General features: G+C 62.8%; 10 protein-coding genes. 6 read left to right on the plus strand and 4 right to left on the minus strand.

Annotation, left to right across the window (positions count from 1 at the left end; genetic code table 11):
• Positions 1 to 41: 41 nt before the first annotated feature.
• Both HAHE_RS13535 and HAHE_RS13540 read right to left on the minus strand, forming a co-directional pair.
• Positions 42 to 866, minus strand: coding sequence for a PDZ domain-containing protein (locus tag HAHE_RS13535; protein ID WP_338685148.1), 825 nt, complete (start codon positions 864 to 866; stop codon positions 42 to 44).
• Positions 867 to 1,073: 207 nt separating this feature from the next.
• Positions 1,074 to 2,549 carry a sulfatase gene (locus tag HAHE_RS13540; protein ID WP_338685149.1) on the minus strand — a complete coding sequence of 492 codons (1,476 nt, stop codon included), beginning with the start codon at positions 2,547 to 2,549 and terminating at the stop codon, positions 1,074 to 1,076.
• A 142-nt stretch (positions 2,550 to 2,691) separates the two neighbouring features.
• On the opposite strand from HAHE_RS13540, the gene HAHE_RS13545 reads away from it, so the two are divergent.
• The 5 genes from HAHE_RS13545 (at position 2,692) to HAHE_RS13565 (ending at position 8,559) form a co-directional block, all read left to right on the plus strand.
• A complete protein-coding gene (locus HAHE_RS13545) occupies positions 2,692 to 3,714 on the plus strand; it encodes a hypothetical protein (RefSeq protein WP_338685150.1) in 1,023 nt (340 codons plus the stop codon).
• 3 nt (positions 3,715 to 3,717) lie between these two features.
• A complete protein-coding gene (locus HAHE_RS13550; RefSeq protein WP_338685151.1) occupies positions 3,718 to 4,818 on the plus strand; it encodes a hypothetical protein in 1,101 nt (366 codons plus the stop codon).
• Positions 4,819 to 4,867: 49 nt separating this feature from the next.
• Positions 4,868 to 5,869, plus strand: coding sequence for a sugar phosphate isomerase/epimerase family protein (locus HAHE_RS13555; RefSeq protein WP_338685152.1), 1,002 nt, complete (start codon positions 4,868 to 4,870; stop codon positions 5,867 to 5,869).
• Positions 5,870 to 5,912: 43 nt separating this feature from the next.
• Complete coding sequence (locus HAHE_RS13560; protein ID WP_338685153.1) at positions 5,913 to 7,232, plus strand: hypothetical protein; 1,320 nt, start codon at positions 5,913 to 5,915, stop codon at positions 7,230 to 7,232.
• 175 nt (positions 7,233 to 7,407) lie between these two features.
• Positions 7,408 to 8,559 carry a Gfo/Idh/MocA family oxidoreductase gene (locus HAHE_RS13565; protein WP_338685154.1) on the plus strand — a complete coding sequence of 384 codons (1,152 nt, stop codon included), beginning with the start codon at positions 7,408 to 7,410 and terminating at the stop codon, positions 8,557 to 8,559.
• Between the two features lie 250 nt (positions 8,560 to 8,809).
• Here the strand turns inward: HAHE_RS13565 and HAHE_RS13570 are convergent, their stop codons facing one another.
• Entirely contained in the window at positions 8,810 to 9,514 is a 705-nt protein-coding gene (locus tag HAHE_RS13570; protein WP_338685155.1) for a hypothetical protein, read from the minus strand.
• A gap of 14 nt (positions 9,515 to 9,528) precedes the next feature.
• A complete protein-coding gene (locus tag HAHE_RS13575; protein WP_338685156.1) occupies positions 9,529 to 13,485 on the minus strand; it encodes a hypothetical protein in 3,957 nt (1,318 codons plus the stop codon).
• A gap of 164 nt (positions 13,486 to 13,649) precedes the next feature.
• Here HAHE_RS13575 and HAHE_RS13580 point away from each other — a divergent pair, with 164 nt between their 5' ends.
• On the plus strand, positions 13,650 to 14,249 hold the full coding sequence (locus HAHE_RS13580; protein WP_338685157.1) for a YdcF family protein: 600 nt from the start codon (positions 13,650 to 13,652) through the stop codon (positions 14,247 to 14,249).
• Positions 14,250 to 14,263: the final 14 nt, after the last annotated feature.

Genomic DNA, 14,263 nt, shown 5'->3' on the forward strand with positions numbered 1-14,263 from the left:
GACAGGGTGCCCTGTCCGCCTTGGGTGAGTCTACAGAATGATCAGCGGCGTTCGCGCTCACGCTCTTGGCGCGGGGCTTCTTCCCGCTTCTTCTGGGCGAGGCGCTCGTTCAGCTCGTTGATCTGGCGCTGCTGCTTCTCGATCTGCTCGGCCATGCGCCGGAGTTGTTCGCCAATCTCCTCGAAACGCCGGTTCTGGCGTTCGAACATCTCGGCTCCGGGGCGCGCCATCGGCATGTCACGCTTCGGCTGATCCGCCTTTTTCGGCTCCGGCTTGGGTCCGTCGGGCTCGATGCTGACCTGTTGGCGTTTGCCCTTCTTGATCACGGAGAGCTTCAGCGGGCGACCCGATTTCCCGGATGCGGCGACCGCTTCGCGGAGCACGTCGAGGTTCGCAATCTTGCGATCGCCGGCAGCGATCAGGATGTCATTCGATTCAAGGCCGGCCTTGGCGGCCGGACTGCCGTCGATCACTCGGGTGACGATCAAGCCGGCTTCCTTCGGCAGGTCGAGATGGGTGCGGAGGAGTTCGCCTACCGGTTCCGCCATCACACCGATGCGCCACGGGTTGTCGGTCTTCGGGCCTTCCGCGCGCGGAGCGTTTCGCCACGGGTTCTCGCCGCCGGCACGTCGCAGCGCGTTCTGGATGCGCTCGCGTTGTTCCGGTGTCAGGTCGCCCATGGCGACGCCGGACTCCGCCATCCGTTCGCGGATGCGCTTCATCATCTCTTCCGGGTTCACGTCCCGGCCTTCGATGATTTCGATTTCCCGGACCTGAGGGCGCTCGCGGTCCTGGGCGGCGGCGGGCAGAATGGCGCAAGCCGCGGCGGCGGCGCCGATGAGGGTTTGGATGGATTGGTGTTTCATGGTGTCACTCCGGTAAGCGCCGCGACACCGTCGCGTTTGTCTGTGCAAACTTGGAGAGACTCCGGACCAGGATGGATAAGATGGATTGGATCATGGACCCGGATGAGTCCGCTGCGGCAGTGCGCTTCCTTCAGCATCGATTGCCCAAATTTTCAAAGCATCCCGTCCATCTTGGTCCATTCGGTCTCGGCGAGCGGGCCGGGTGACCTACCACTTCTTGAAATCCGGCTTGGCCTCCGGGTTCTTCGACGGCAGCAGGGCATCGGTGTCCTTGCGCAAGGCATCGAGTTTGGCCTTCAGCTCGCGCACACGGTCCGGTTGTTCCTCGGCGAGGTTGCGTTTCTCGCCGGGATCGGCCGCGAGGTTGTAGAGCTCCATGCCCTTGCCCCAGTAGAAGTCGATCAGCTTCCAGTCGCCGTCGCGCACGGCGGCTGACGGGATGCCGCCCTGATTTCCCCAGTGCGGGTAGTGCCAGAACAGCGGACGGGGGTCGTGATCCGACTCGGGATTCTTGAGCAAATGAAGGAAGCTAACGCCGTCCTTGTGCTGCTCCGGCAGCGGATCGATGCCGCAGGCATCAAGGATGGTTGGGTAGAAGTCGGTCGAAATGACCGGGGCGTTGCAAACGACTCCCCCGCGGAAACCCTTCGGCCAGCGGACAATCAAGGGTTCCAGAATGCCGCCCTCGTACATCCAGCCCTTGCCGGCGCGGTAGGGCAGGTTGCTGGTCGGTGACCCCTCGGAAGTCGAGAGCCCGCCGTTGTCGGAAAAGAAGAACACCAGCGTGTCTTCAGCGACCCCGTTGGTTTCAAGCGACTTCAGCACCTTGCCGACGGCTTCGTCCATGGCTTCGACCATGGCGGCGTAGACCGCGTGCTCCTGGACCGTCCGGTTCTCACGCGGAGGCTCGGACGCGAACTCCGCCTTCAGTTCGAGCTTCTCCTTCTTGCGCTTGTATTTCTCGACCAGGTCCTCGCGGCCCATCAGCGGCGTGTGGACGGAGTAGAAAGGCAGGTAAACAAAGAACGGCTTGTCCTTGTTGGCGGTGATGAACTTGTCGACCTCGGTCGCCAGACGGTCGGGAAGATGCTCCCCCTTGGGACCATCCGGAAGGTTCGGGTTCTTGTAGGGGGAGAAATACTTGCCTCCGCCGTAGGGTCCACCGCCCTCGGTGCCACCGGCGTTGACGTCGAAGCCGTGGTCGGTCGGCCAGGAACCCTTCGGGCCGAGGTGCCACTTGCCGGCATGCATCGTCGCATAGCCCTTGGCCTTCAGCGCCTCGGCGAGTGTCGTGTGGGCGTCGGCCAGGCGGTTCAAATACGGGGCCGGACGGACCGGTCGATTCGAATGGCGGGCGAATTTGCCGTCCTCCAGAGGATTATAGTTTGCGGGGATCTCGGCGAAGCCGTTCGGAGCGCCGAAGTAATCGGTGTTGCGCGTGCGGGCCGGGTACTGGCCGGTCAGGATCGACGAACGGGTTGGCGAGCACACCGGACAGGCGGCGTAGCCGGCGGTGAAACGGACTGATTCGGCGGCCATGCCGTTGAGGTTCGGAGTCTCGTAAAACGACTCCGGATTGTTGAATCCTACGTCCATGTAGCCGAGGTCGTCGGCCATGATGAAGACGACGTTGGTCGCCGACGCGGGAAGGATGAGAGCGGCAAGGAGGGGTGCGAGTTTCATGAGCTTCGGGACGGTTAGGGCAGGAAGGGTCTTTCAGCCAGAGATTCCCTGCGGAGATTCCGCGCTTTTGGTGCTTGGCGGATGACAGGCTGGATGGTTCCTGTGGGTAAAGAGTTTTGATTTTGTCATTCTTCTTCAACCCATGAACCCAGAAATTACTCTCAAGGCTCCGGTGGAGCTCGGCTTCGTGCCGACCCATGCGAAGTTCGTCGGCGGTCTCGTTCCCGGCGAAGATGGCAAGCTTCCCCGCAACGAATCCGGGGAATTGGTCATGGTCGCGGCGACCCGCGACGTGGTCGAACGCTGCCGTGTCAAAACCGGCTCGGTCCAGATTCCGGTCTTCCCAGGAACCCTGCCGGAAGAATACGACATGATGATTTCTGACTTTAAGGCGATCGGTCAGAAAGTCCATTTCGTGATGATGCTCGCGGGGGTCGATCCGATGGATCCTGCCGACGAGGAGGCGACCGTCGAGCAGATGAAACCGACACTCGAAGCGGCCAAGCGCAACGGTGTGACCCACATTTCCGCGACTTCCGTGGAGCAGTGGATGCAGCCCGGGGCCAAGCGCAAGGACGGCGCCGACTTCGAGGCGGCGGTCGAGCAGAACATCAAGGTCCACCTCCGGGCCTACCAAGAGGGGGGACTCGAAGGTTCCTGCGTCGAGGCATGGGATATCGAATTCCTGCGTCCCGGCGAGTTCCAGACCTTCACCGATGTCGGCCGGCTTTGGACCTTTGTCAGCAAACTGAACGAGCGGCTGGGCAAGCCGTTCTTCCGCTGCCTGATCGATGCCGCCCACTGCGGTGACTCGGGCCTCGGGATTGCCGAGAACCAGAAACTGATCGAGGAAATCGCCGCCGGTGGCGGTCTCGGCGTCATGCACGCCTCGGCCAAGACGACCCGCGGTTGCCTCTCGACCGACGACGGCTGGGTGGCGGCGCTTTTCGAACCGGCGGCCAAGTCGGGCAAACTTGCCCAGGTATTCGTCGAGATGTTCCACCACGAGGACGATGCCCTTGGTCCGCTCCGCGATCTCGATCCCGGTCACGGGATCGATACCACCGACGGCCGCGACTACACGCAGGTGGTTGCCGACGGTCTTGAGAACCTCGCCCACATCCTCAACAACTACGTCACGCGCGGCTACATGCCGAAGGCCTGATCGATGGACACGGTTCACGGTGCGGAGTCCTGGCGGCTCGACAATGGCTCGGTGTCCCTTGCCGTCACCCGGGAAGGGGGCATGATCGCGCCGGTCGAGTTCCGTCTCGGCGACCGCACCGTTTCGCCCTACTCGCTCTCGCCATGGAAGCCCGACGAGGTCGATGCCGGGCTGCCGGCGTTGCTCCGTGTTCTGCGAGGTGACTTTTTCTGCCTGCCCTTCGGTCCGCAGGAGGAGGGCTTGCCTCATGGTGAGCCCGCCAACCTCGGCTGGACCGAGGTCACGGCGGATGCCGGATCGCTGACCATCCGCATCGAGGCTTCGGATTCCGGTGCGGCCATCGAGCGCGAGATTTCGCTGCGGAACGGCGAGTCAGCCATTTACTACGATACCCGTATCTCCGGCCTCGACGGCGAGTGGAGCTACGGCAACCACCCGATTCTCGATGCATCGGAAGCGGCCGAGGGCCAGGTTCGGCTGAGCGTCTCCCCATTCCGTTGGGCATCGGTGTATCCCGGCGTTTTCTCCGATCCGGAGCGGGGCGAGCGGCAGATGCTCCGCGGCGGTTCACGCTTTGACGAGTTGTGCGCGGTTTCCCTCGACCACGAGGGTTCCGCCGACCTGACCCGCTACCCGACCCGGCAGCCGAGCGACGATCTGGTGATGATGGTTTCCGAGGAGCCATCACCCGACCGCCCCTTCGCATGGTCCGCCGCGGTCTTCGACGGCTACGTCTGGTTCTCGCTGAAGAATCCCGCCGATTTTCCGGCGACCTTGTTCTGGTTGTCGAATGGCGGCCGCGACGGCGAACCGTGGAACGGCCGCCACAAGGGCCGGGTCGGCATCGAGGAAGTGTGCTCCCATTTCTGCGACGGTGTCGACGTGTCGCGTCAGAACCTGCTCGCCGACTTCGACATTCCGACCGTCCGGGCTTTCCGACCCGAGGAAACGGTTTCGCTCCGCATCGTCCAAGCCGTCGCCGAAGTCCCCGGGGGCTTCGGCAAGGTCGAGGAGATCGTGCCGGCCGGAGACGGCAAGGTCAGGATCTCCGACGACAACGGCCTGAGCGTCGAGACGCAGGTCGACTGGTCCTTCGTTCTCTAACTTCCAGTTTTCCCAGATACCCGAATCAACCCAATCCACCTAGAGACCAATGAAACTCCACAACGCAATGTGGCCCGGCCTTGTCGGCAAGGAGCCCGATACCGATCACCCGCCGATCTCGCTCGAGCACATGCTCGAACTCACCACCGCCGCCGAAGTGGACGGCCGCAAGTACGACGGCGTCGACATCTTCCTTTTCCACCCGCACACCGATCCGGACGCGTCCGAGGACGAGATCCGCAAGATGGGTGACCTGATCGCCTCCAACGGCCTCGAAGTCGGCTCACTCGTCGCGCCGGTCTGGCCTGGCACCGTCGGCGGTCCCGCCTTCGGATCGGACGAGGACCGCAAGAACTTCGTGCTCGCCGTCGAGAAGGCCTGCCGGATCGGCAAGATCCTCAAGGAGCAGGGCGTCCGGAAGCACGGCGTGATCCGCGTTGATACCGCAGGCGGCACCGAGGACTTCGCCAAGGACCCCGCCGGCAACACCGCCAAGGTCGCCGAGACCTTCCGCGAGGCGGGCAAGGTGGCCGAGCAATTCGGCGAGCGCATCGCTGCGGAAGGCGAGATCTGCTGGGGCGGCTTCCACTCGTGGAAGGCGGCCGTGGATACCCTCGAGGCGACCGCCATGCCCGGAGTCGTCGGGTTCCAGGCCGACCTCGCGCACACCTACCTCTACCTCCTCGGCTACAATGCCCCGGAAGCCGCGTTGCTCAAGGAAGGCTACACCGACGAGGAGTTCTGGCCGGCGTATAAGATCATGACCGACGCGTTGCGCCCATGGACAATCGATTTCCACGTCGCGCAGAACGACGGTTCCGTCCACGGCACCGGCAGCCACGACAAAACCGGCCGCCACTGCCCGGCCGACGATCCGAACGGCAAGCTCGATATCGCCAAGTGCTCGACCTACTGGCTCGAAGGCGCCGCCGACCGCGGCATCGAGCACCTCTGCTGGGACGGTTGCATGTTCGACAATTCCGTGCTCGAGGATCCGGCCACGTGGAACGCCATCCTCAAGGCGATGATCGCCGTCGACGAGGCGATCTGAAGCCGTCGCCAAGATGCCACCTAATCTTCGGGATCAACCTGCCATGGCTGCTTCGACTTCAATTCTCGCGGAGAAACTGCACGAGTATCCCCATCACGATGTCATCGATGGAGCATCGGATGCGATGCTCGATGACATCCTCAATCAGAACGACGGGGTGCTGCAGCTCGTTCACCGCTACGCCGGACGAACCTTCTGCACTCCGGGGAAGCGCCTTCGCCTGGATGCGGAATCGTACTATCCGGACTACATGGATGGGACGGGCCTCGATGAAGTTTGGATGTGCTGCACCGTGCCCATCGTGACCGGAGTCATCGATAGCCGCACGGGAAAGGCGCCTTTTCGTGAAGGAGAGGCACATGTCCTCACACCGGACGGGAAGGTCATCTCGCTCCAGGACCTGATCGAGACCAATCCGGAGGCCGTCATGGGAGTGAAGGTCACGGCTTTTGCGAAGTCCCTGTTCGGGAAAGCCACGTGGCCGATCGTGTCGAAGAAGTTCGACAACCTGAACCCCATTCCCCACCACCTCCACTGGGCGAAGTGGGAAGTCTACGACATCAATTCCTTCGATAACCCCGGAGTGAGTCCGTCGCATTATCACACCACGGCAATGGGTCTTTACCCGTTCGTGACGAAGGATGACTTCCTTGCCTGCATGAAGCGGTGGGGGCAGGGCGAGTACAACGGCGTGCGGCACCTGTCGCCGCACACGATGATGAACCTTGATAACGGCTTCGTGATGCCGAACGGCGTGCTGCACTCACCGACCGACCTTTGCACGCACGAATTGCACGTCACGATGGACGAGCATTTCCTGGCCGAGGATCTGACCCTTGATGGCCGGATCGGCGCGGCGGATGCGTTCTACGCCTGCCGGGAAGAGGACTATCCGAAGGACCGGCACGAGGACTGGGAATACCTGGTCGACACCTTCGACTTCGAAGCCAATCAGGACCCGGACTTCGTGCTGAAGAACTCGCGACCGGCAATCACGGCCGAGGAATTCGCCGCCGACGGAGTGGATGCGCAATGGATTGTTTACGGTGAAGTCCTCGGCGACCAGAAGTGCTCCATTCTGCGTCTCACCCTTGCTCCCGGCGCCAAGACGAATTTCTGTCCGGAAAGCCCCACGCTTTTCCACACGAACGGCGGTCGCGGCCGACTTGGGAAGCTTGAGGTGCGATACCACCAGGACATGAAACTTGGCGAAATCTATCCCGAGATCGGATTCATCACCCAGTCGGCACTGGATCGCGGTGGCGTGGAAATTGAGAACACCGGGACTGAACCACTCGTCCTGACCTTCGATTTCCCGCAACACGCGCATTCGAAAACACCCGGCGTTGACGCTCCGAGCTAGGCCGGTTCTCCGGCGCGAGGGCAGCTTTTGGGTTGCCTCAGTGCCGGTGTTTTGGCTGGAGTCGATCCCCGATAGGGCGGCGCCCCAACCCCTACAGAACGCCGGCTTCAGCCGGTATCCATCCATCCCGAAATCCAATGCCGGCTGAAGCCGGCGCTCCCATCCAACAAACGTCATGGCAAGCAAACCAATCCGAATCGGACTCATCGGCTACGGCTTCATGGGCCGGACCCACTCGAACGCCTACTCGCAACTCGCCCACTTCTTCGACACCGACCACTACCCGGTCCGTCAGGCCGTTTGCGGCCGCAGCGAGGACAAGGTCAAGGCCTTCGCCGAGAAATGGGGCTTCGAGTCCTACGAAACCGACTGGCGCGAGCTGGTGAAGCGCGACGACATCGACGCGATCGACATCTGCACGCCGAACAACTCGCACGCCGAGATCGCTCTCGAGTGCATCAAGCACGGCAAGATGATCCTCTGCGAAAAGCCGCTCGCGCTGAACGGCGAGGAGGGGGAATCGATGGTGAAGGCGGTCGAGGACAGCGGCCTGCCGAACCTCGTCTGGTACAACTACCGTTTCCTTCCGGCGGTGAGCCACGCCAAGAACATCGTCGATGCCGGCGAGCTCGGCCGCGTGTTCCACTACCGTGCGAATTTCCTGCAGGACTGGACGATCTCGGAAGACCTGCCGCAGGGCGGCGAGGCGTTGTGGCGTCTCGATGCCGCCGCCGCGGGTTCCGGTGTGACCGGCGACCTGCTCGCCCACTGCATCGACACCGCCCGCTGGATCAACGGCGACATCGTCTCCGTTTCGGCCATGACCGAGACCTTCATCAAGGAGCGCGTTCACACCGCGACCGGTGAGAAGCAGGCGGTCACGATCGATGATGCCTGCGCCTTCCTCGCGCGCTTCGAGAACGGCTCGCTGGCGATCTTCGAGTCGACCCGCTACGCCCGCGGTCACAAGGCACTCTACACCTTCGAGATCAACGGCGAGCACAAGTCGATCTTCTGGGACCTGCACGATCTCAACCGGCTCCAGTACTTCGACCACGGCGTTCCCGGCGACCGCCGCGGCTGGAGCAATATCCACGTCAGCGACGGCGACCAGCCGTACTGCGGCAACTGGTGGGTGCCCGGTCTGTGCCTCGGCTACGAGCACAGCTTTACCCATGCGCTCTACGAGTTCTTCAAGGACCTCGATGATCCGCAGCCGAAGAAGCGCTACCCCGACTTCCGCGACGCGCTCGGCACCCAGTATGTCTGCGACGCCGTGCTCGATTCCGCGAAGTCCGGCCAGTGGGTCGACGTGAAGAAGGCCTGATTCCTCCTCCAACTCATCCAAGTGCCCCGGTTGGCCTCATGCCGACCGGGGCTCTTTTTTGGCCTCTCTCAGCAGCCCTTGGGAGTGCCCTGACGATCTGTGTCACAGGCGACCACCTATTGTGACTTGGAAAACCACGGATCACACGGAAGGCACGGATGAACCAAGATCCCCATTTCCGTGTGATCCGTGTATTCCGTGGTTCATCAACCGCCTTCCGGAGAGATCAGCTCAGTCTGCAGAACCCGGTTTATGGATTCGCTTCGGCGGGCGGGCGGACGGGATCGACCACCGAGTGGATGCGCGGGCTTTGCTGGCCGGAGGTGTTGTAGATGAAGATCAGCACGCGGCTGCGTTCACGGAGCTTCCAGTTGGAAGAGAAGAAGGTCCGCGCCTTGCCGTTTCTCAGGTAGGAAAGGGAGGCGAAGCACAGGTTTTTTCCGCGGTCCGCCTCCGGTTTCACGGTGGTGTGGCTGCCGGGCGTGAGCTTGAAATTCTTGCCGCCGATGGTGCCGGCGATCGGGCCGGTCGTCAGATTGGTAAGGTGATACTGTTTGCCGCGAAGGGTCTTCGGATCGAGCGCCCGGATCCTGAAGCCGTCCTCGTTTTTCGGACCCTCGCGGATGAACACGAGAAGTTGCCGCTTCAGGTCGGCCGGTTGGAATTCCGCGTAAGTGGTGAAGGTGAAGTTGCCTTCCCCGTCGGTGCCGCTCTTGCCGAACTTCCAGACGGGGAGTCGGGGGACCTTTGTCGGAAGCGTGAACTCGTGCGCCTGCAGTTTGATCTCCTCGACCTTCTCCGGACCCACGAGCAATTCGATCGTCGGGACATCGGCGGTCTTCGGGAAGCAGAGGACCTTGACGTCGACTTGATCGGCACCGGCGGCGCTCGATGACGAGAGGGTCAGGAAGGTCAGGACGGGGATCGAGAGCAGGCTCGCAATACGGGGTCGCATAGGGGGCAGCGGAATCAGATTTCCTCACCGCTGAGCCAGCGGAACGAGACGAGGCGGAGCGGGCGTCCGAACTGGCGGTTGGTGTCGGAACGCAGGCTGTCGAATCCGGTGTGCGGTTCGTCGCGTTCGCTCTCGTCGAGATACTCCGGCACCCGCTGCACGACGGCCTCGCACCAGGCCCTCGCCAGGATCTTGCCGCTCGAATCCACCGAGTCGCCGTAGGTTCGGATCACGAAGGAATCGCCGCGCGGCGTCAGTTGCCCGCCGAGGTTGCGGAGGATGTCGGCCTGGTCGACGTAGGCCATGCTGCCGTAGGCGACCGGTCCTTCGAGAGCCTCCCTGAAACGCACCTGGCGCAGATCGCTCGCATCCGAGGCACTGATCGAACGGTCCGGGCTCCGGAAGCCCTCGTTGATCGAAACGTCATCATCGTCGAGCGCCGCCTGCAGCGCTCCCTTCAAACACAACTCCTTGTCGCTTGAATCCAGGCGTCGGTTGACGAACTCCGAGAGCGACAGGAAAGGACCGCGCTTCTTGACCTGCTCGACCATGGCGTTGGCGAGTTCGTCGATCTGCTCGTCGGTCAGGCTGCGCCACGAGTGCCACTGCTCCGGTTCTCCCGGATCGTTCGTGCTGCCGTCCCATGGTTCGCCGGTGGTGATGGCGAAGCCGCTGACGGGGGTGCCCTCCGACTCGACGGCATCGTGCGAAGACGGCCAGTTCCGGAGCCGGGTGTTGGCACTGCGCGCGACCCCCGGTTGAACGAGCACTTCGGTTTCGCGCATGCTGGCGAACAAGGCCTTCCATGCCTCGACCGACGTCGAATTCACGTTGAAGGGGCCTTCGATCATCATGTGCGATGCCAGCTGTTCCGCGCCGTCGAGATTGGCGATTCCACGGCTGAAGTAGTCATCGAGATCATCCTCCTGCAGATCTCCGCGATAGGGAGTGAAGCGGGGATTGGGCAACCGCTCGTTGTCGAAGAGGAACTTCTCGGCCAGCTCCCTCGCGGTGGTTTTCGAGTCGGAGGGAAGGTCATCCCAGACCCTCGAGTTCACCCGATCGCGACGTTTGCTGATGAGGTTGGAGACGTGCCGCGGATCGCGGGAGGTGATGGAGGAGAAGAAGTATTCGTCCCACAACGCCTTGTTGGCGAGATACGAGTGGTCGGCGAAAGTCACGCGGCGGGCGCCGTCGGTGACGGTGAAGTGCCGGACCCAGCTGGTGAACGCCTTGTCCGACGGGATGTGGGGATGGGCGTAGGAGTTGCCGACGGCCTGCGCGGTGCGGGGGAAGAGCCCGTTGCCGCCGGTGGCGGTGGTGTTGGCGAAGGGGATGTCGTTATAGGGGCCGAGATTGGAGCCCGCCCGGACGCTCGCCGACTTGCCGAGCACCCGGTCGGCCAGGCTGTAGCCGCTGAGAGTCGCGTGGCTGAGCGCGGCGATCGACTGCGGCGCGGTCAGCGGCACCTCCTGCTGGATGCAGAACGACGTTCCGAAGTCGGCGGTGTAGCCACCGCCGTAGAACGATCCGCGTCCGTTCTGCGACACCGCGCCGACCTCGTCCTCGCTATTGACGGGTTCGAGCCAGAGGTTCCAGCCGTGCTGGTAGGCGGCGTCGCCATCCGCGCGGTCGATGAAGCAGGTACTTTGCACCGGCGTCGAATGGAGGAACGGGCGGGCGATGTTCCGGCGTCCCCGGAATTGTCCGGCGTTGCCTTCCGAGATCTCGCAGGCGGCCGAGAGGTTGACGACCATGAAGGCCTGCGGCTCACCTCTGATGATCGAGTTCACCGGCACGTCGAGAACCAGCTTCTCCCTGCCGCCGGGGAACATCCCGCGCATGAGTTCCTTGTTGAACTCGTTGGCGCTATCGACGGTCTGGCCTTCCTTGTGAAGGCGCGAGGTCATCTGGTACTGGCGGCGCATGTGGGCCTTGTCGATGCCTTGGTCGAGGTGGCGGCCGGTCATGGTGTTCGACTGGCGGATGAAGAAGTGCAGCGCGGCGCCGTTCGCCATCTGCCTGCTGCCGGCACTGTCCAGTTCCAGCGAAATCGAATCACCGGCCCGGAATGTGAGGGCGCCGCCATTGGCCCGGCGTCCGGTCGCGCCCGGGTTTTCGATCTGGACGTAGCGTTTGTCGTTGCTTCGTTCGGAGCGAGGCAGTTCGAGGTAGGCGCGGGGATCCCAGCCCGGGTGGGCTTCGAGGTTGCTCTTCCAGACGTTGCTGTTGCGCAATTCGTCGAAAGAGGCGAGCTGGCCGTCACGCAGCGAGAAGATCCGGACCTCGCCGGGCATGAAGATGATCGGCCGCTGTCCGCCGACGTAGAGCGTGAATCCGTTGTCGCGGTCGCCATTCTCCTGGTTTCGGTTGGTGATCCAGACCAGGTCGTTGGCTTTCGGCGAACTCCAGCGTCCCTTTTTCCAAGTCATGCCGAACGGCACGTTGAAGAACCGGAGCTGGGTCGACCGGTCGGTTCCGGCGTTCATGACCAGCGGAACGTTGTAGGGATTCCAGAAGGTGAGCGACGGGCTGATGCCGATGTGCAGCTTGTGGGTGTCGCGGTTCTGCGGTTGCTGGCGTTTCTCGGCAGCGGTGCGCGGCTCGGCGATGTAGCTCAGCATGAACTGGACCTTCACCGGAATCGGCATCCGGTAGAGATTCGTGTATTCCCGAGTGAAATCGAACCGGGTCCCGAGGTCGGGGTTGGAGCTCTTGCTGCCGAAGTCGAGGTTGTTCACCTGCAGGGCCGAAGGAGCCAGCGGGTTGCCGGATGACCGGTTGCTGAACCTGACGACGTCGCGGTAGCATTGGTAGTAAGCGGCGAGGTCCTGGATCGGGACGCGCTCCTGGCCTTCGCGGTCGAACGAGTAGAGCAGGTCGTCCTGACGCGTGCGGTGCATCGGGTCGTTGAGGCTGATCGGGCGCTCGAGCAGGGCGTTGAGGTCCTGCTTCAATCCGCCTTCGCGAACGTCGGTCATGAGTCCGACGGACCACGGAGTGACATCGTGGAAGTGTCGGCGGATCTCAAGTGGATCCGCACCATTCGCTGCCGCGAGTTCGAGCGAGTTCCGGCTGGAGACACGTTCGAGGAGTTCCTCGTCGGTCATCTCTGCGAGCGCATCGATGATTTCATGGCCGGTGGCTCCGCTGCTCTGGGTCCGTGAAACCAGCTCCGACATGGCGGGTTCGGATTCGGTTTCCCAACCGTCCGACATGATCCGAGCCTTGGTCGACTCATCCGCCACCCACCATGCGTAGCGACCCCTCGGCTTGTTGCTGCCATTCTCCGAATCCGAAATCGTCAGCAGCGGCGCGGCGACGAATTCGGATTCTTCGGAGTTGCCGAGCGAACCCTCGCCCACGAGCTGCACGCCTTCCGCATCGAGATCCGGAAACGGGGAATTCGGAAGCTCGAGGGAGCGGATCAGTTCCATCGACTGCGTTTCGGTCGGATCGAGCGAGACCAGCCATTCGCGGAAGTGGTCCTCGCGTCCCTCTTCGTAGCTCGGGTTCATGCCCCGGTTCGTGTTCTGCCGCGGGTTGGAGGATCCTTGGATGGTGCGATGGTCGCTGGACTCGTCACCGCCGTTTTTTATCCGGCCCGCTGCCCACGAGTCCCAAACGCCGGTCCAGTGGGGATGGGTCACGCCGTCGATCTCAGGGGTCGACGGGCTGTCGTCGAGGACGCTGGCCGGCGCGGTGATACGCTGGTCGGGGCCGACCTGTCTCTGCAGTTCGCCAATCGCCAGGATCAGAGCCATCCGGGCATTCGCCCTGGCTTCCGCCAGGTCACTCTCGCGATCGCTCGAGCGCAGCGTGAGTGACGACAGGCCGAGCAGCGCGACGGCCATGAGTGAAATGAGCACCATCAGCGAGATGGTGACGATCAGGGCGAATCCGCGATGCGAGGAGTCTCGTCCGGACCGACCGCTGGCTGGGCTGCCAATGGAGGTTGGGAGGGATTTCATGGGGTTTTAACCGCCAGTGTGCGGAATCCCGCCGAAGATTCCAGACAGATTTGCACATTCCCGCGAGTTGGGGAGAGGCGCTGACGGGGTCCTCTTTTGAAATTTAGGGAATGGCCGCCCCGACCGTGACGCTACAAGGGTGGCGCCCTAGGCGCCCTTAGTTCATGGCGGCGAAGATCCATTGGAAGAGATGCTCGGTCCGCGCGGGGGCTGTTCTCTTTCTGTTCGTTTTCATCGCCTTGGCACTGCTCGTCAGCAGTGGCCTCAACGACAAGATTGGGCATGCGGATGTCGCACTGGTACTCGGCAACAAGGTCAGCCCTGATGGCGAACCCTCGCCCCGGCTGAAGGCACGCCTCGACAAGGCGGTGGAGCTGTACCGCGAAGGCTGGTTTCCCCTCATCCTCGTGAGCGGAGGGACCGGCAAGGAAGGCTATCCGGAAGGGACGGCGATGAAGCGCTATCTCGTCGCCTCGGGGATTCCCGAAGCCGCGGTGGTGGTCGATGACGACGGTGTCGACATCTGGGCCAGCGCCACGCATACCGCCCGACTCATCAAGGAGCGCGAATTGGAAAGCGTGTTCGTCATCTCCCAGTTCTACCACGTCCCGCGGTCCCGGCTCGCGCTTTCGAAATTCGGGATCGAGCCGGTCTATACAGCCCACGCGTCGTTCTTCGAACCACGTGATGTCTACTCGACCCTCCGGGAGCTACCCGCCTATCTCAAATACCTCTTCTTCAAGACGGCGGAGGAGGGAAGCTAGCGGCGTCGGAACTC

The organism is Haloferula helveola, from assembly GCF_037076345.1.
Lineage (GTDB): Bacteria > Verrucomicrobiota > Verrucomicrobiia > Verrucomicrobiales > Akkermansiaceae > Haloferula > Haloferula helveola.